Source organism: Paenibacillus sp. FSL R7-0273, assembly GCF_000758625.1.
Lineage (GTDB): Bacteria > Bacillota > Bacilli > Paenibacillales > Paenibacillaceae > Paenibacillus_AQ.
The window spans coordinates 3,110,670-3,128,116 of record NZ_CP009283.1; the positions used below are offsets into that span (position 1 = coordinate 3,110,670).

Genomic DNA, 17,447 nt, shown 5'->3' on the forward strand with positions numbered 1-17,447 from the left:
GGCTGGCTCCGGTGTTCCTTTTAAATTGCGGAGAATACTTACTTGAGTGAGACAGGCTTAAGCGGAACAACGGTGGAGACTGCAGATTTAAACAACACATTCTGTTTGCCGTCGCCCTGTCCTGTCAGGGTGATCGTATAAGCATCATAAGAGGTAACGAGTCCCTGCATCTTGACTCCGTTCGTCGTAAAAATAGTCACGGGCACCTTTGTAGAGATGCATTGATTCAACAGACGTTCCTGAAGCTTTAGACTTTCCACTTTGGCAGCACTCCATCTTTAATGAATTGTTTTCCGGTTCATTATATCACGGGAGAGCGGTTCTCAGGCAACGGGTTTACAGAATACGTATCAGATAAGGGGTCAGTTATGCTTCATTACCGAGAATGGTCCAGAGGGTTCCGGTTCTCATTATGGTTTGCTGTAATGTTTATCGTCATTGCCCTGCTTGTGACATTGAATAAAACAGCTTATTTTGACAATTCCATTATCCATGCCGTACAATCAGCGGAGTCGCCCGGTTTGACCTCTTTGGCAAAAAGCCTGTCACTGGTCGGCTCCTTCAAGCTGGCTGTTGTAATTTCTCTTGTTACAATAACGCTGCTCTTTGTTGTGCTTAAGCACCGGCTGGAGCTGCTTCTGTTCCTCTGGGTGGGCCTCGGCTCCCAGCTGATCAATATTTCGCTCAAGCTGTGGTTTCAGCGGGAACGGCCGGATATTCACCGCCTGATCGAGCAGGCAGGCTACAGCTTTCCGAGCGGGCATTCCATGGCAGCCTTTTCCCTGTACGGGGTTATCGCCTATCTGCTGTGGCGACATATGCGGCGGAACAGAGAACGGTTAGCGCTGATTATTTTCACTGTATTTATGACTGCGGGCATCGGCTGGAGCCGGATTTATCTGGGAGTGCATTATCCCAGTGATGTAATTGGAGGATATGCGGCCAGCGGAGCCTGGCTGATGCTGTCTGTAGCCTGCTTTGAAGCATACCGCAATTCCCGGCGCGGAATATAGAGCTTGTATGAAATAATACGGACACCTGCAGCCTTTTTAAAGGCCGAGGTGTCCGTATCCTGGCTTACCGGTGGTCAGGAATATGCGGCTTGCCGGGCGTTTTGCCTGCATGCGCATCCGCTGAAGCGGAGATGCTCAGCTTCAGCAGCGCCGGCAGACCGGCCTTCAGCTTCTTGACCTCATCTCTGGTAAGCTGTCCCTCCTTGAGGGATTTGTCCAGTTTGAGGCTGGCGGCTTCACTCAGCTTTCCGATATATTCATCCTCACTCCAGCCCTTTTTTTCCTTGGCCAGACTGTAGAGGGTTTTGCCGCTGCGCAGACTGTCCATCAGCTCCTTGCGGTCCATATCCAGAAGGGTTGCCGTTTCACTCAGGATGAAATGTCCGCCTGTACGAAATCCCTTGCCGTGATGCTGGCGCGCCGGCTGTTTGGTCCCGGAAACGCTGCTGTCTGCTGATGGTGCAGGCGTGCTTCCTGTAATACTCCGGGCATTGGCGGCAACGGGAGCCAGACAGAGCATGACAGCAGCTGCAAATGCTGTGATTGTAACTATTTTCTTGCTCAAGATATCACCTCTTCATATGAAATGTTACTGCCTATACAGTATTACCGGTACGCTGAATGCAGGATAAAAGCCGGCACAGGCCGCTCCAGAAATTCGCCGTGCTGCATCATGGGTAATTACATCTGTACCCTTATAGAGATTGGCTTAACATAAAAAGGATATACATAACGGATATACAAAACTTTAGGAGGGATGGATTTGGCTTTTGGCGCCCGCATATTAAAAACAGGCATGGCAGTTACATTGTCCCTTTATTTGTCCGCACTGCTGCAGTTTTCTTCTCCTGTCGGTGCGGCGATAGCAGCAATCTTTGCCATGCAGCCGTCCATTTACCGTTCATGGCGGTATTTCCTGGACCAGATCCAGACCAGTACGATGGGAGCTGTCCTTGCGCTGCTCGGGGGGATGCTCCTGTCCAATGAGCCGATTGCAGTCGGGCTTGTGTGTATTCTGGTTATAATGATCAGTATGAAAATGAACCGGGCCGATACGATCGGCCTGACTCTGGTTACCGTTATCTCGGTGATGGAGGCGTCCGGACAGTGGGAGTTCGCGCTGACCCGCTTCCTGCTTACCCTGACCGGAATTGTCTCGGCCTTTATCATTAATATCAGCGTATTTCCGCCTAAGCCCCGCAAGCAGTACATCCAGCAGATTGAGAGTGTCTTTACCAGCCTCTCACTGCTGCTGCGGACGGCGGTATCCCACGAAATGAAGGAAAGCGTGTTCCGGGATGAAAAAAATGCGCTGGGCGGCTCAATCAAGGCGCTTGCCGATAAATATAGCCTGTTTGAGGAGGAGCAGAAGCAGCTGCGCAGGGCAAAATACAGCCAGACCCGGCAAATGGTCGTCTATAAGAACCTGCTTCAGACGCTGCAAAAGGGCTTTGAGGTGCTGGAGGCGATCGACAGGCATTATTTCCAGGCAGAACGGACGGAGAGGACCGACGAGCTGTTTGACCGGCATCTGGAGCAGCTGATCAAATATCATGAATATATTCTGCTCAAGTTCGAAGACAAGCTGAAGCCTGGAGCCAACGACTCAGAGCCGCTCTCCGAGGATAATGACAGCTTTCTGGAGGCCGCCATTCAAGGCTACAATCCGGAAAAAGCCGGGCAGCTGCGCTTGTCAGTAGTAGCGGCCGCAATCTATGATTATGGTTACCAGCTTGACCGGCTTGACCGGCTGGCTGACCAGATTAACCGGGCAAAAGATGATGAGAAGGAATAGGACAGAGACAGAATTGAAGGGCAGCCTTTTAAAAGGGGATGAAATATAGTGGAAAAGCAAGATCATGAATGGCAAGAGGAACAGAAAAGGGTAACGGGGATAACCAGACTGCTTACCGCCCATATCCGGCGGCTGTCTGAGGAGCTGGGCCTGCACCGTACCGATGTTGTCGATATGCGCAAGGAATTCTGGGAAGAGGTTACAGTTAACTTTAGCAGCCCGGACGATCTGGGGGAGACTTCTACCAGCCTCAGACAGCAGGCTCAAATCCTGAATGAACGCGAGCGCCATCATCTGCAGTCAAGCAAAGCGCTTAAAAAATACAGAAAGCTAGTGAGTTCACCTTATTTCGGCCGGATTGATTTCTCGGAGCAGCCGGGTGGTGAGGCAGAGAAGATCTATCTGGGGATCGGCTCACTGATGGAGGATGACGGCACTTTCCTGATTTACGACTGGCGTGCTCCCATTTCCAGCCTGTACTACGATGGTGCGCCGGGACCGGCCGCTTACGAAACCCCCGGAGGCCTGGTTAGCGGAACGATGGAGCTTAAGCGCCAGTTCGTGATCGATAGCGGTATGATTGAGGTGATGTTTGATACCGGAATGACAATCGGTGATGAGCTGCTGCAGCAGGTGCTCAGCCATAGTGCAGATGACCGGATGAAAAGCATTGTGGCGACGATCCAGAAGGAGCAGAATGCGGTAATCCGCAATGACCGCAGCCGTATGCTTGTGGTCCAGGGCGCAGCGGGCAGCGGTAAAACCTCTGCGGCACTTCAGCGAGTAGCCTATCTGCTCTATAAATACCGCCAGGTGCTGCATGCCGACCAGATGCTGCTGTTCTCGCCGAACCCGCTGTTCAACAGCTATGTTTCAACGGTACTGCCTGAGCTCGGCGAAGAAAATATGCAGCAGACCACCTTCCAGATGTACCTTGAGCACAGACTCGGCCAGGAATTCCAGCTGGAGGATGTGTTCAGCCAGACAGAAAGCCTGCTGGCTGCGCCGGATCATCCTGCAGCAGCTGTACGCCGTGAAGGAATCGGCTATAAATCGTCTGTTGCCTTTCTGGATGCCATCCGGCGGTATGTCAATCTGCTTGAGCATGAGGGCATGCTGTTCAAGCCGCTCATGTTCCAGGGAAAAGCCATCGTCAGCAAGGATGAGATGCAGCGGCAGTTCTATTCCTACGATCCGGCTATCAAGCTTGCGAACCGGATTGACCTGATGACCGGCTGGCTGCTGAAGCAAATTGCTGCCTTCAGTGTGGAGGAACGCGGCGCTTCATGGGTGGAAGAACAGATGGAGCTGCTTGACACGAGTGATTATCAGCGTGCATATCAGATGACCCGGCGTAAGGGCGGGGGGCACAATGAGAGCTTCGATGATTTTGATACGGAGAAAAGCATGCTGGCACGCTACATTGTCAGCCAGAAGCTGAAGCCGCTGCGCGGCTGGACCAAACGCGGCCGGTTTGTCGACGTCAAAGGCCTGTACAGCCGGCTGTTTTCGGACCGTGGCCTGATGAAGGACATGAATGCAGGTGCAGGCTTACCGGACAGCTGGACGCAGATTTGCCGGCTTACACTGGATTCCATTGCCTCAGGGGAGCTGGCCTATGAAGATGCCACGCCGTTCCTCTATTTGAAGGAGCTGAGCCAGGGCTTCCGGACAAACACGCTGATCCGTCATGTCATTGTGGACGAGGTTCAGGACTACTCGCCGTTCCAGCTGGAATTTATGCGCCGCCTGTTTCCGCGGGCCAAAATGACTGTGCTCGGCGACCTCAATCAGGCCATCTATGCCCAGGGTGAGGTGCTGGGTGATCTGTCCAGCCTGGTCAGTGTCTATGGCGAGGAGAACACAGAGGTGATCTCTCTGACCAGAAGCTACCGCTCGACTTACGAAATTGTGGAATTCACCCGGGCCATGATTCCCGGCGGAGAGCGGATCATTCCCTTTAACCGCCGAGGGGAGGCACCATCGCTGACGGTAGTTCACAGTGAATCCGAGCTGCTCACCGCAGTTGAGCAGGATGTGCTGAGTCTGCATGCAGCAGGCTATCATTATGTGGCGGTTATCTGCAAAACCGCCGGCGAGAGCGCCGAGGTGCACGCTAAGCTGCAAAGCAGCCTTCCGGTGCGGCTGGTAACGAAGGAAACCCCGAATTTCCAGAAAGGGACGCTGGTGCTGCCTGCTTATCTGGCTAAAGGGGTAGAATTCGATGCCGTGATTATCTATGACGGCTCTGACCAGAAATACGGCAGGGAAAATGAACGCAAGCTGTTCTATACAGCCTGCACGAGAGCGATGCACCTGCTGCATATTTACAGCCTGGGCAAGCCCAGCACGTTTTTGCCAAGTCCTGAGGGGCAGCAATAATTAAGACCTGATTCTGGGGTTGAGCTCCGTTGTATCAGTAGAGTGTGAGTGTACGGCCCAAGTCATCTTTTTCCAAAAGAGGCTTGGGTCTTTTTTATATGAATACATCAGCACGCAACCAACCACACTAATCAGGATTGTCAACGACAGCAAAGGTGGTCAATCCATGAAGGACAAAAAATGGGATCTTGCGGCGCTGGCCTCCATCCCCCTGATTATGACATTAGGCAATTCCATGCTCATTCCGGTGCTGCCGCAAATATCACGTGAGCTGCATATCAGTTCTTTTCAGGTAAGTCTGCTGATCACGCTTTACGGCCTGATGGCGATTCTGATGATTCCGGTTGCGGGCTATCTTTCTGACCGGTTCGGGCGCAAGAAAATTATTATGCCGAGCCTGATCATTGCTGCTGCAGGCGGAGCGGTATGTATCGCTGCTGCCTGGCTTACAAAGGGGATTACCGCCTACTGGATTATTCTGGGAGGACGTGTGCTGCAGGGAATCGGTGCGGCAGGGGCTTTTCCCATTGTACTGCCGTTTGTAGGGGATTTGTTCAAGGATGAAAAGCAGGTGAGCAAAGGTCTCGGCCTGATTGAAACCTCCAATACCTTCGGCAAGGTGCTCAGCCCGATCCTCGGTGCCTATCTGGGGCTGCTGCTGTGGTATGCACCGTTTATTTCCATTCCGGTTTTATGTATTATTTCTTTTTTGCTTGTACTGTTTCTGGTTAAAGAGCCGGAGCGGGAGAGGGATACGCAGGGCCTTAAGGATTTTATGTCAGGCATTGTTGCAATCCTGCGGGAACACGGCCGCTGGCTTTATGCTATTTTTGCCATCGGCGGGATTTGCATGTTCGTAACTTTTGGCGTGCTTTTTTATTTATCGGAAACGCTTGAGGGCAAATATAACATCCATGGGGTTATGAAAGGTCTTGTGCTGGCTATTCCGCTAGCCCTTTTGTGTCTTGCCTCTTACGGAAGCGGTAAAATTATCGGCCAGAATAAGCCGCGGATGAAATGGATCGGCTGCGGGGGAATGTTCCTGGTGACTGCGGCTATGGTTATTACAGCCTTCGGCTCAGGGATTTACTGGCTGGTAGGGCTGCTGAGTGCAGGGGGAATCGGTATCGGCATAGCACTGCCTTGTATGGATGCGCTGATTACAGAAGGAATTGACCAGAAAAACCGCGGTACCATCACCTCCCTGTACAGCAGCATGCGGTTCATCGGTGTGGCTCTGGGGCCGCCGGTCGTTTCGCTGCTGATGTCAAGGGGGCCATGGCTGCTGTTTGGCACAATGGCGGCTGTCAGTGCGGCAGGCGGAGTGCTTATACTGCTCGCTGTAAAGCCGGGTGAAAAGAAAAAGGGCGGCAGCGGACAGAGTGAGAAAAAACAATTTAAGCTGCCGCGCAGCATGCCGCAAAGGGCACGTTAACATACGAGCACTGAAGTAAATGGGCCTTTAATGACCTGTCTTGGACGTGCTGCTGGCTCTCTTGCGGCGGTGCTGAACAATAAATATGGCTGTGTACAGGACAACCAGAAGCAAGGGTGCCAAAGCAGAGTAGCGGTACATTACCGCATACGAGTTGTATAGGGCCACTGAGCCGAGAATCATCGTCCCGATGGCGACTCCGAAATCAAGGGAGTTCAGGAACATCCCGTTAGCCATCCCGCGCTGCCGCGGATCAACAGACTGGATCATCCACGTCTGCAGCGCAGGCTGCATGGAGCCGAACCCGATGCCATAGCAGATTGCTGCGGGGAACAGTGCAGCGGTTGATGAAGCGAAGGAGAGCAGCAGCAGTCCTCCGATAATGAACAGGCTGCCGGGAATCAGCAGGGCCGGGGGACCGAAGCGGTCATAAATCTTTCCCGATAACGGGCGGATAATGACAATGGCCACGGCATTGAACAGGAAGAAGTAGGCGATGTGCTCCAGATGCTTCTCCTGTCCGTATAACGCGAGGAAGCCAAGCAGTCCGCCGTAAGAAATGGACAGCAGCAGATTAAGCAGGCTGGGAATGAGCAGCTTGCGCAGCGCGTTGCCTTCAGGGCCAGGTATAGCCTCCATTGCAGGCTCAATGTGATTGGCCGGCAGTCTCTTGGTTAGCCTGTAGCCCAGAGGAAGAATGATGATGAATGCCGCTCCGGTAGCCAGCAGAAGGTAGCCGAAGCCGGGACCCTGCAGCAGGCTAAGTCCAATTAGCGGGCCTGCGGACATGGCCAGACTGGTGGACAAGCCGAAATAGCCCATGCCCTCACCCATCCGGCGGATGGGAATGACATCAGATGCAAGGGTAGGAAAGGCTGTACTGGCCATACCGAAGCCGATACCGAACAGCATGCGCATCAATAGCAGGAGGGTGATGGTGCCGGACCAGTAATAACCGGCCACAGCAGCAAGGCAAACTGCGACGCCGAGGAAGATCAGCAGATTGCGCCCGCCCTTTTCCATTGCTTTGGCGGCAAACAGCCGGGAGGCGATTGCGCTTAAAGCAAACAGGCTGGTAACCAGGCTGATTTGTAAGGAGGAGGCAGCAAGACTGCCTTGGGCATAGACCGGCAGGGTTGATAACGTCATCTGCAGTCCGGTAAACAGCAGCAGATTGCATAGGGTAAGGGTAACAAATGATTTGGTCCATAAGCGTTCGAGAGGTTTATCCAATATTAAGACTCCTGTTCCTGGTGTGTATTTGCTGTGTTGTGATAGATATGCTCCAGCATGCCGCGGAGCTCCTCAAGCTCACCGTCCGACAGTCCGGTCACGGCTGTGCTGATGACCTGCCGTTCAAGGGCAACCGTATCCTCAATCAGCTGCTTGCCCTGCTCGGTAGGATACAGCAGGAAAGCGCGGCGGTCACTCTGGTTCAGCGATTTGGTAATAAAGCCTTTTTTGAGCAGCAGCTCTACAATTCTTGCGGTTGTCGGCTGGTCTTTGGCTGCTGCAGCCGCAACCTCCTTCTGGTTGATCCCGCTGCGGTCCACAATCATTAGCAGAACAGACCATTGCTCTGGAGTAATATCATAAGGCTTGAGGGCACGGGCAAAGGCGGTTGAGATTCTCCGGTAGGTGGAGCCGAGCAGGAAGCCCAGAAATTGCCGGGGGGATGAACCGGACATAGAAATTCTCCCTTTCAATAAATAGTTGTTATGACAATTATAATCATGACAAGTAATGAAGTCAATAACCGGAGAACGCAGTAAAAAAGCACCCCCCTTTAAAGGGAGGTGCTGTGTTTATGAGCAGAATCCGTTATTTTGCTTCCTGCGGAACGGTCTCCCAGTCTTTAAGAAAACGCTCAATTCCGTTGTCGGTCAGCGGATGCTTCCACAGTGACGGGAGCAGGGAGCCCGGAATAGTTGCAATATGCGCACCGGCAATCGCCGCTTCTTCAACATGCGCGATGTTGCGGATGCTCGCGGCAATGATCTCAGAGGTCAGACCGTAATTGGTCAGGATCGTCTTAAGATCCTTAATCAGCTTCATGCCGTCCACACCGATATCATCGAGGCGGCCTACGAAAGGACTGATATAAGTAGCGCCGGCTTTGGCGGCCATCAGGCCTTGTGCCGCGGAGAATATAAGGGTTACGTTTGTTTTGATGCCGCGCTTGGTCAGCTCGTAGCAGGCAGCAAGCCCGTCTTCGGTCATCGGAAGCTTAATAACGACATTCGGCGCCCATTCCGCAATTTCCAGTGCCTCGCTCAGCATTTCTTCGGTTGTCAGGCCGATTACCTCAGCGCTTACAGGTCCGGGTACAATCTCAACAATTTCTTTGATAACCTCTTTGAACAGTCTGCCTTCCTTGGCAATAAGCGACGGGTTGGTCGTCACGCCATCCACTAATCCGAGTCTGGTAATCCGTTTGATTTCTTCAATATTTCCGGTATCCAAGAAAAATTTCATTGAAGCTATTCCTCCTTGATATCTTATGAATTGACAAACAGCATGTACAACCTCATTATGTATCATGCTGCCGGAAGATTCAACTGTTAATATGAATATTTCAAATTAACTTTTTTGAAAAGCGGCGAAATTCGCGAATTCCCCCCCTTAGGGCCATTCCCGGCATGAACCTCCCGTGATAATATAGTAACGTTGTTGTTTAAAAGAACACGAATGGCAGGTGAGCATGATGATCTCGGCTATTGCCGGCGCCGTCCTGTTCCTGTTGCTTGCCGCCGGGCTGATTGCCTTACAGAACAGCAGGCTGATCAAACAGCAGGAGGCTGAGAGTGCTGCGGCCCCGACCGGAAAACTAATGTATTCTGTATTTCTTGAGCAGTTCCAAGAGGATGAGGAAAGGCCGGAGGCTGTGCCTTTGTTTCAGTATACTGTACTCTCAAGCCCCGGGGAGCAGCTTAACAAGGGAGAAAGCGGAACGACCAGTGCTCTTTGCCGTGTGCCGGCCGGAACCGGAGAAATGACCTTAGACGATGCGATGCAATGGATGGTTACCCGGATCCGCGGCGCGTCCATCCAGGGCGTGCTGTCCGGCTATGCTTCTTTCCCCGGAAAGGCAGCCCGTAAGGGTGAAAAAGAGCTGATTAAGAATCTGGAAGCCACGGCGAAGGAGGAAGCCGGTTATGCAAATCCGCATTAATCATGTGCTTATTTCGGTCAGCACAGGAGATATTACCGCCTGGAAGGGCGATCTTATCGTAAATGCCTCCAATTCCGGCTTATACGGAGGCGGTGGCGTGGACGGGGCGATTCACCGCGCAGGCGGACCGCAGATCGCAGCGGAATGTGCGGTTATCCGCCAGAAGCAGGGCGGCGTGATGCCGGGGGAGGCTGCACTTACTACTGCCGGCAGACTGCCTTATCTGGGTGTCATACATACCGTCGGTCCGATCTGGAAGGGCGGAGCGGCAGGAGAGGCGGCAACGCTGGCTAAATGCTACACCAGCAGCCTTGACCTGGCCTGCGCCCGCGGAGCACGCAGCATTGCTTTTCCGAACATCAGCACCGGCGTTTACAGCTTTCCCAGAAGACAAGCCTGTGAGACTGCTCTTGCTGCCGTCATAAACTATGTGCAGAGCGCTGATCCGCACAAGCTGCCGCTGGACTCAATCTCGTTCATCTGCTTTGAGCAGGATAATGCGCAGCTTTATGAGGAGACATTAAGGGCTTACATATAAAGAGACCGGTTACCGGATGAAACGGAGGAAGTGTTAGAGATGCAGTCTGTACCTGAACTGAAATTTGTTACTGTCCAGCCGGATAACCCGGATCTGCGGGAGCTGATTGAAGAGCTGGATGAGGATTTGAAGGCCCGCTATCCCCATGAGATGATTTATGTGGTGGATTTCAGCGATCCGAAGGTGAAGGAGATGACCTTTGTTGTTGCATACCAGGGCGGCAAGCCGGTGGGCTGCGGCGGATTGCGTCCGCTTCTGCCGGATAACAGTGAGATGGAGCTGAAGCGCTTTTATGTGGAGCCGGGCAGCCGCAAGATGGGGATAGCCGGCAAAATGCTGCTGGATCTGGAAGAGAAGGCTGCAGCCGCAGGCTGCCTGGAGATTAAACTGGAGACCGGCATCAAGCAGCCGGAAGCCATTGCGCTTTATGTGAAGCACGGCTACCGGCAAATTGAGCTGTTCGGCCAATACATAGGTGACCCGGACAGCGTCTGTTACGGTAAAATCCTGACCTGACGGCAATATTCAAGCATGGTATTTGCCGGTTGGCGCGTCCAGTACCCATTCAAGCATCAGAATCATATCCTCGAGCCTGGTAAGCTGGGCGTTTAAGCCGGCCCGCTGGGGACTGTCCTGCGGCAGAGGAGCCAGCCGGGTCTCTAGAGACCTACGCTGGATTGTCAGCTCATTGAGTTTGGATTGGATCTGGTTTGCGGTTCTCATCGTGTGTCCTCCCGGAGAATATATAGTTTAAAATGTTGTTAGACCATTATAACGGATAACATGGGGGTATTAAAATGAGTGTCAATGTTAAGCAGCTGGCTGCAGAGAAAGCCGTGGAGTACGTACAGGACGGAATGAAGGTGGGTCTGGGGACAGGCTCAACCGCCTATTGGGCAATCCGCAAGCTGGGTGAGCGTGTCAAGGAAGGCCTGCGCATTATTGCTGTTGCCACTTCACAGGCCTCCGAGGATCAGGCGCGCGAGCTCGGTATTCCTCTGGCAGCCTTCGGTGATATTGACAGCCTGGACCTGACCATTGACGGTGCAGATGAACTGGACGGAAGCCTGCAGCTGATTAAAGGCGGCGGCGGAGCCCTGCTGCGCGAGAAGATTGTTGCCATGGGCAGCACGCGGATGATTGTTGTTGCCGATGAGAGCAAAGCGGTAAAGACGCTTGGCAAATTCCCGCTGCCTGTTGAGATTGTGCCCTTTGCCTGGGAATGGACAGTGGCCAAGCTTGAGAAGCTGGGCTGCAGGCCTGAGCTGCGCCGCAGCGGAGAGGAGCTGTACCGGACGGACAACGGGAATTACATTGCCGATTGCCATTTTGAGGCTATTGCTTCAGCACCTGAGCTGGCAGAACGCCTGCAGGGCATTTCAGGAGTCGTTGATCACGGCTTGTTCATAGGAATTGCCAGCATGGCGATTATCGGCAAGCAGGACGGCAGCATCGAGATTATCGAGGGTGAGACTCATATCTGATAAGCGGAGCAGGACCCGCGCCGTCCGGCGTCCCTCCCGCAGGGCGCAGCTCCGACCGGGGTTGCGTTTTTTAGCCGGGGTACTGTTGTTTATTTATAGCGCCGCTGTGTTATACTGGATGTTTCTCGGATTTGGCCGGACCGTACGTACAGAAGGGGCGCTGCAATATAATCTGGAGCCGCTGCGTACAGTGAAGCTGTATTTCGATTTGGATAACGGAGTGTCTTTCACCGGCAGACTGATAAATCTGGCGGGGAATGTCATTGTATTCATCCCTTTCGGTGTATTCATTCCGCTCGTTCAGGCCAGGCTCCGGAATGTATTTACGTTAACGCTGTGGGCGGTTCCTTCCATCCTTTTGCTGGAAACTCTGCAGATGCTGCTGCGGGTGGGCAGCTTTGATGTTGATGATCTGCTGCTGAACCTTATGGGTGTGTGGGCCGGCTTGTTCATTCTTTACAGATTCAAATGAAAATGGAGGAAGTATTATGTTTACAGATCTGAAGCAGCGCATCGGAACACCTGAAGTAGATGAGCTGCTGGCCTATGCTGTTATTGACGAACCGGATGCGCTATGGCGTGCTTCAGCCGAGTACAGGAAGCTGCCTGGCCTGCAGCTCTACGGCTGGGAAGAAGAGGGGCTGCTGCTCGGGCTCACCGGCTTTGAGGTAACAGAGGACGGATCGCTTGAGATCCGCCACATTGCGGTCCTGCCTGAGAACAGGGGCAAGGGCTACGCCCGGGGAATGATCCTGGAGCTGCTGTCCGAGCGCCAGCCGCGCTATGTGCTTGCAGAGACAGAGGACGAAATAGCCGCAGACTTTTACCGTGCCCTGGGCTTCATGGTATATAGTCTGGGTGAGAACCCGGCAGGCATCGAAATGTTCCGCTGCGTTTATGAGGTTGAGGAAACAGAGGAGGACGAGTAACGGGCCCGTCGCTGCTTCCGGATTAAAATGTGAAGCTATCCGCTGCTTGCGGGTAGCTTTTTTGCTGCTGTAACGCGTAATTGGCGTAGCAATCCTGTTCATCTTGCTTAACCGTTTAAAACAGTTGACATTTATATTCGCCAATCATATAGTTTTACTATGAAACAGTTCGACACGCGAACTATTGTCCCAGGAAAAGGAGGCTAATACGTTGAATGAAGAGGCGCAGCAGTGGATTAACCGGTATGTGGATGCCTACCTCATCGTAACGAGGCAGATCAGCGCACGGATTAAGGAGCGGATTCCTGAAGGAGTGACGAATGACCAGTTTCTGATTCTGAGGCTGATCAAAGCCCAAAAGCTGTGCACCGCCACGTATCTTGCTGAGGCTGTAAGTGTAGGCAAAAGCTCTATCACCGCTATCATTAACCGGCTTGACGAGGCAGGGATGATTGAACGGACCCGTGATGAGAATGACCGGCGTCTGGTGTATTTATCCCTTACGGAGCAGGGGGAAGAGGTGTATCAGCTGGCGGAGAAGCAGGTGCAGGATGTAATTTCCCCGTATTTGTTCCACTTCGAGGAAGAGGATATTGAGAAATTTATTACGTTGTTTGAGAAGCTCGCTTTTATTATGCAGGATCCAGGAACAGGAGGGAGCAACGAGTGAAGACCATTCTGAAGGCCAGATGGGCCATCATTGCCCTTTGGCTTGCTGCTGCGGTTGTATTATTTCTAACAGCACCTTCAATGTCTGATCTTGTCCGTGAAAAGGGCCAGATTTCCGTCCCTGGAGGATACACCTCATCACGCGCGGCGGAGATTATGAAGGAGGCTGCCGCTGCCAAGGGGGGCGAGACGCTCCATCAGGTGGCGCTGGTGTTCAATAAGCCGGGCGGGCTTAGTGCCGGAGATACAGAGAGCATCAGGCAGGGTGTAGAAAGGCTGAATGCCGAGAAGGAAGCCTTGAAGCTCGATTCGATAACCGAGCCGTTCACACAGCCGGAGCTCGCTGACACACTGATTGCCAAAGACGACAAGACGATTATGGCTGCCCTGCTGGTAAAAGGCGGGGATGAGGCGGTCAAGGCACTTCCTGATAAAGTGGATGAGCTGCTCGGAAACGTAACGGCAGAACATTATCTGACCAGTGAAGGGCTGATTACCGAGGATACGATTGCCAGCTCGGAAGCAGGACTCAAAAAGTCGGAGTATATTACCGTAGTCTTTATCCTGCTCATCCTGTTCGTAGTATTCCGCTCATTCGTAGCGCCGCTTGTGCCGCTGCTGACCGTGGGACTCAGCTATATTGTATCCCAGTCAGTGGTGTCCTTCCTGGTGGACCGGTTTGATTTTCCGTTATCGACCTTTACGCAAATCTTTATGGTGGCGGTTATGTTCGGAATCGGGACGGATTACTGTATTCTGCTGATCAGCCGTTTCAAAGAGGAGCTGGCGTCTGCTGAAGATACGAAAAGCGCCATTATCTCTACATACCGCAAGGCTGGAGGAACGGTATTTTATTCCGGGCTTGCCGTGTTTGTCGGCTTTGTAGCCATCGGGCTGTCGAAATTTATGCTGTACCGTTCGGCTGTAGCGGTGGCTGTAGGCATCGCGGTCATGCTGCTTGCGCTGGTTACGGTAGTTCCGTTCTTCATGGCGGTATTGGGGCAAAAGCTGTTCTGGCCGTCACGCGGCAGGCTGGAGCATAGTGAGAGCCGGATCTGGGGGGCGGCAGGCTCGTTCTCCCTGAAGAGACCGTGGGCGGCCCTGTTAATTGTGGCTGCTGTTGTTGCCCCGTTTCTGCTCACTTATGACGGCAAGCTTTCCTTTAACAGCATGGATGAAATAGGTGCCGATTATGCTTCAGTTAAAGGCTTCAACATTATTTCCGAAAGCTTTGGTCCCGGTGAATCCATGCCGGGCAAAATTGTAATTAAAAATGATGACCGGATGGACAGCCCGGAATATATGGGGCTGGCCGAAAAAATCAGCCGGGAACTGGAAAAGGTGGATGGGGTCAAAGCGGTACGCAGCCTGTCACGGCCAACCGGGGAGCAAATTAATGATTTTCTGATTCCTGTCCAGGTAGCGGCCCTGTCAGACGGCCTTAATCAGAGCAATGACGGATTGGGCCAGATTCAGTCGGGACTTGCTGAAGCGAGCAAGCAGCTTAGCGCAAATGCACCGAAGCTTCAGGAAGCAGCTGCCGGCAGCGAGAAGCTGACAGAAGGCACTGCTGAGCTTAAACAGGGCATTGCAGCACTGGGAGAGGGCTTGTCCCAGGTTGAGAACGGAATCAGGAACGGCGCTGCCGGAGCCGGAGAGATCAAGGACGGCCTGGCCCGGGCAGCGGCCAGTGCACAGCAGCTTGCTGCTGCTAACGAGGCACTGCTGGCAGGCTACAAGCAGGTGGGCACCGGCTTGACGGCGCTTGGCGGCGGGCTTGACGGGCTGCAGGCTCAGCTGGAAGGTGTGGCGGCTGCGCTTACCGGACTGGATGCATCCTTTACCCTGCTTGAGAGCAGCCATCCAGAGCTGCTGCAGGATGCCAATTATCAGACTGTTAAAGGCACTGTAAGCCAGACCGGCTCTGGGGCTGTCCAGCTTGCGGCAGGCCTTGGCCAGATCTCGGGCCGGCTGGGCGAGGCTGCAGCAGGCCTGGATGAGGCCAACAACGGCTACGTCCAAGCAGCCGCAGGCCAGACTGCCCTGGCTCAAGGCCTGGAGCGGCTGGTTGCCGGTATCGGACAGTTGCAGGCCGGTCTGAATCAGGCAGCGGACGGCCAGGAGCTGATTACCGGCAAGATACCGGCAATCTCCGGCGGGCTTGATCAGCTGCAGGGCGGCCAGCAGCAGCTGGCTGAAGGCTTCGGGCAGCTGACCGGGCAGATTGGTGAACTGACCAGCGGGCTCAGTGACAGTGCCGAGGGCTTGCAGCAGATTACCGCAGGCCTGAACTCTGCCCAGGATTATTTGCAGCAGATTCAGAACACAGGTGATGATGAGCTCAGCGGCTTCTTTGTACCCGGGGAAGCGCTGGAGGCGGAGGCGATGCAGCAGGTATTTAATACGTATCTGTCTGATGACCGCAAGGTGATGACACTCGATATTGTATTTGCCGGGAACCCCTACAGCGCAGAGGCGATTGACAGCATCCCCGATATTCAGGCAGCCGTTGAACGGGCAGTAAAGGGGACCAAGCTGGAGAATGCCGAAACGGCAATCAGCGGTGTCACCAGCACCTACAGCGATTTGCAGGCTATATCCAATGAGGACTATACCCGGACGGTTGTGCTGATGCTGGCGGGAATCTTCATCATTCTGGTTCTGCTGCTGCGCTCGGTGATTATGCCGCTGTATCTGATCGGTTCATTGCTGGTTACTTATATTACAGCGCTAGGCATCACTGAGGCGATTTTTGTTAACCTGCTGGATTATTCCGGCATCACCTGGACAACGCCGTTCTTCAGCTTTGTCATGCTGATTGCCCTTGGTGTCGACTACAGCATCTTCCTGATGGCCCGTTTCAATGAGAACAAAACCTGGGATGTGCGTGAAGCGATACTGCATGCCATGCGCAACATGGGGACAGTAATCCTGTCAGCGGTGGTAATCCTGGGGGGAACCTTTGCCTCTATGTATCCGTCAGGGGTTCTGTCTATGATGCAGATTGCTACCGTTGTGTTATCAGGTCTGGCGCTATATGCACTGGTGTTCCTGCCGTTCTTTGTGCCGGTAATGGTCCGGATGTTCGGCCGGGCGAACTGGTGGCCGTTCGGTGTCAAGGAGAGCGGTGAGCCAGCGAAGCATGATCTGCCGATGTAGCAGGTAAGCAGATAAGCCGCTGCCAGATTAGACAAAAGAACCTCTGTGCATCACTGGCAGCCCAGTCATACACAGAGGTTCTTTAATACTCAAAGCTATGTACAGACGCAGACTAGCGCAGCTTTGCAAAATAACTGCGCAGCGCCCAGCCGCGTTCCTGACGCTTCTTATACTTTGGCAGGGAGCGGTAAATGGCAATGGATTCCTCAAAAGCCCGTTTGGCCTCATCATTTCGGCCAAGCGCCTTGTACATGGAGCCGGCCAGATAATAGGCCTCGCTGGAGGAAGTCTGAATCTCCTGAAATTCCGTCACATAACGCAGCGCCTTGTCCTGGTCTACATTGCGGAATATCTCTGCCAGACGGAGAAACGGCTGGCCGTATTGAGCCCTGCGGTTAAGCTCCAGCCCCTGCAGCATCTGGGCTTCACCTTCCGGCAGCATTCCCAGCTTCAGGTTCGCGTATCCCAGCTCCACCCAGTATTCGGCGGATTGCTCATAACGGTCGGAAATCTGCAGCAGCAGCTCTTTGGCATTACTGTACCGCTTGCGTTCAATCAGAAGGCGGGCCAGCTCGAACTTGGCGGACACATCGTTCGGATTCAGGCTGATGGTCGTCCGCAGTTTGGACATCTGGCGGCTCCGGCGGAAGGGCTTCCCTAGGCTTGGCAGGATGCCGACATACCGTCGGTCCAGGAAATACAGGATCAGGAGCAGTACAATCAGGGCCAGAAACGGATTGCCCAGAAATTGTGCGAGAAATAAAAAGCCCACGAATTTTAACATGAAGTCCCTCCGATAAAGTTGTAACTCCGGTTAGCGTTCACAGTAACTTGGAACATGCAGAGCAGGGTAATTATACCATATTATTCA

At 53.3% G+C, this 17,447-nt stretch carries 19 protein-coding genes; 12 read left to right on the forward strand and 7 right to left on the reverse strand.

What is annotated here, in order from left to right; all coding sequences use genetic code 11:
- Positions 1-38 precede the first annotated feature (38 nt).
- Positions 39-260: an RNA chaperone Hfq gene (gene hfq, locus R70723_RS13290; RefSeq protein WP_039872699.1), complete on the reverse strand. Its 222-nt coding sequence runs from the start codon at positions 258-260 to the stop codon at positions 39-41.
- A gap of 108 nt (positions 261-368) precedes the next feature.
- On the opposite strand from hfq, the gene R70723_RS13295 reads away from it, so the two are divergent.
- Positions 369-1,013, forward strand: coding sequence for a phosphatase PAP2 family protein (locus R70723_RS13295; protein ID WP_039872700.1), 645 nt, complete (start codon positions 369-371; stop codon positions 1,011-1,013).
- Between the two features lie 64 nt (positions 1,014-1,077).
- Here the strand turns inward: R70723_RS13295 and R70723_RS13300 are convergent, their stop codons facing one another.
- A complete protein-coding gene (locus R70723_RS13300; protein WP_039872701.1) occupies positions 1,078-1,578 on the reverse strand; it encodes a hypothetical protein in 501 nt (166 codons plus the stop codon).
- Positions 1,579-1,776: 198 nt separating this feature from the next.
- Here R70723_RS13300 and R70723_RS13305 point away from each other — a divergent pair, with 198 nt between their 5' ends.
- The 3 genes from R70723_RS13305 to R70723_RS13315 all read left to right on the forward strand — a co-directional run bounded on the left by R70723_RS13305 (position 1,777) and on the right by R70723_RS13315 (position 6,625).
- Positions 1,777-2,808, forward strand: coding sequence for an FUSC family protein (locus tag R70723_RS13305; RefSeq protein ID WP_039872702.1), 1,032 nt, complete (start codon positions 1,777-1,779; stop codon positions 2,806-2,808).
- A gap of 48 nt (positions 2,809-2,856) precedes the next feature.
- Positions 2,857-5,190 carry an RNA polymerase recycling motor HelD gene (gene helD / locus R70723_RS13310; RefSeq protein ID WP_039872703.1) on the forward strand — a complete coding sequence of 778 codons (2,334 nt, stop codon included), beginning with the start codon at positions 2,857-2,859 and terminating at the stop codon, positions 5,188-5,190.
- Between the two features lie 166 nt (positions 5,191-5,356).
- On the forward strand, positions 5,357-6,625 hold the full coding sequence (locus tag R70723_RS13315; RefSeq protein WP_039872705.1) for a bacillibactin exporter BcbE: 1,269 nt from the start codon (positions 5,357-5,359) through the stop codon (positions 6,623-6,625).
- Between the two features lie 27 nt (positions 6,626-6,652).
- Here R70723_RS13315 and R70723_RS13320 read toward each other — a convergent pair whose 3' ends face one another.
- The 3 genes from R70723_RS13320 to fsa form a co-directional block, all read right to left on the reverse strand.
- Positions 6,653-7,858, reverse strand: a complete 1,206-nt coding sequence (locus tag R70723_RS13320; protein ID WP_039872706.1) for an MFS transporter — start codon at positions 7,856-7,858, stop codon at positions 6,653-6,655.
- Between the two features lie 2 nt (positions 7,859-7,860).
- The gene (locus R70723_RS13325; protein WP_039872708.1) at positions 7,861-8,313 is read right to left on the reverse strand and encodes a MarR family winged helix-turn-helix transcriptional regulator; all 453 of its coding nucleotides are present in this window, start codon (positions 8,311-8,313) and stop codon (positions 7,861-7,863) included.
- Between the two features lie 133 nt (positions 8,314-8,446).
- Positions 8,447-9,100: a fructose-6-phosphate aldolase gene (gene fsa / locus R70723_RS13330; RefSeq protein WP_039872709.1), complete on the reverse strand. Its 654-nt coding sequence runs from the start codon at positions 9,098-9,100 to the stop codon at positions 8,447-8,449.
- Positions 9,101-9,326: 226 nt separating this feature from the next.
- Between fsa and R70723_RS13335 the strand changes: the two genes are divergently transcribed.
- Genes R70723_RS13335 through R70723_RS13345 form a run of 3 tightly spaced genes read left to right on the forward strand, consistent with a single transcriptional unit; the run spans position 9,327 to position 10,851 of the window.
- Complete coding sequence (locus R70723_RS13335; protein ID WP_156123813.1) at positions 9,327-9,797, forward strand: hypothetical protein; 471 nt, start codon at positions 9,327-9,329, stop codon at positions 9,795-9,797.
- Positions 9,781-10,335 carry a macro domain-containing protein gene (locus R70723_RS13340; protein ID WP_039872713.1) on the forward strand — a complete coding sequence of 185 codons (555 nt, stop codon included), beginning with the start codon at positions 9,781-9,783 and terminating at the stop codon, positions 10,333-10,335. Before R70723_RS13335 ends, R70723_RS13340 begins: the two co-directional genes overlap by 17 nt.
- A 39-nt stretch (positions 10,336-10,374) precedes the next feature.
- On the forward strand, positions 10,375-10,851 hold the full coding sequence (locus R70723_RS13345; protein ID WP_039872714.1) for a GNAT family N-acetyltransferase: 477 nt from the start codon (positions 10,375-10,377) through the stop codon (positions 10,849-10,851).
- A 9-nt stretch (positions 10,852-10,860) separates the two neighbouring features.
- On the opposite strand, the gene R70723_RS13350 is transcribed toward R70723_RS13345, so the two are convergent.
- Positions 10,861-11,058: a hypothetical protein gene (locus tag R70723_RS13350; RefSeq protein ID WP_039872716.1), complete on the reverse strand. Its 198-nt coding sequence runs from the start codon at positions 11,056-11,058 to the stop codon at positions 10,861-10,863.
- Positions 11,059-11,132: 74 nt separating this feature from the next.
- Here R70723_RS13350 and rpiA point away from each other — a divergent pair, with 74 nt between their 5' ends.
- The 5 genes from rpiA (at position 11,133) to R70723_RS13375 (ending at position 16,576) form a co-directional block, all read left to right on the forward strand.
- Complete coding sequence (gene rpiA, locus R70723_RS13355) at positions 11,133-11,819, forward strand: ribose-5-phosphate isomerase RpiA (RefSeq protein WP_039872718.1); 687 nt, start codon at positions 11,133-11,135, stop codon at positions 11,817-11,819.
- A gap of 85 nt (positions 11,820-11,904) precedes the next feature.
- Positions 11,905-12,291: a VanZ family protein gene (locus tag R70723_RS13360; RefSeq protein ID WP_081957372.1), complete on the forward strand. Its 387-nt coding sequence runs from the start codon at positions 11,905-11,907 to the stop codon at positions 12,289-12,291.
- 16 nt (positions 12,292-12,307) lie between these two features.
- Positions 12,308-12,748 (forward strand): GNAT family N-acetyltransferase, encoded by a 441-nt coding sequence (locus tag R70723_RS13365; protein WP_039872722.1) that lies wholly within the window; start codon positions 12,308-12,310, stop codon positions 12,746-12,748.
- A gap of 211 nt (positions 12,749-12,959) precedes the next feature.
- Positions 12,960-13,418 carry a MarR family winged helix-turn-helix transcriptional regulator gene (locus R70723_RS13370; protein ID WP_039872724.1) on the forward strand — a complete coding sequence of 153 codons (459 nt, stop codon included), beginning with the start codon at positions 12,960-12,962 and terminating at the stop codon, positions 13,416-13,418.
- On the forward strand, positions 13,415-16,576 hold the full coding sequence (locus R70723_RS13375) for an MMPL family transporter (protein WP_039872727.1): 3,162 nt from the start codon (positions 13,415-13,417) through the stop codon (positions 16,574-16,576). The genes R70723_RS13370 and R70723_RS13375 overlap by 4 nt, the downstream gene beginning before the upstream one ends.
- A 112-nt stretch (positions 16,577-16,688) precedes the next feature.
- On the opposite strand, the gene R70723_RS13380 is transcribed toward R70723_RS13375, so the two are convergent.
- A complete protein-coding gene (locus tag R70723_RS13380; RefSeq protein WP_039872729.1) occupies positions 16,689-17,360 on the reverse strand; it encodes a tetratricopeptide repeat protein in 672 nt (223 codons plus the stop codon).
- Positions 17,361-17,447 lie beyond the last annotated feature (87 nt).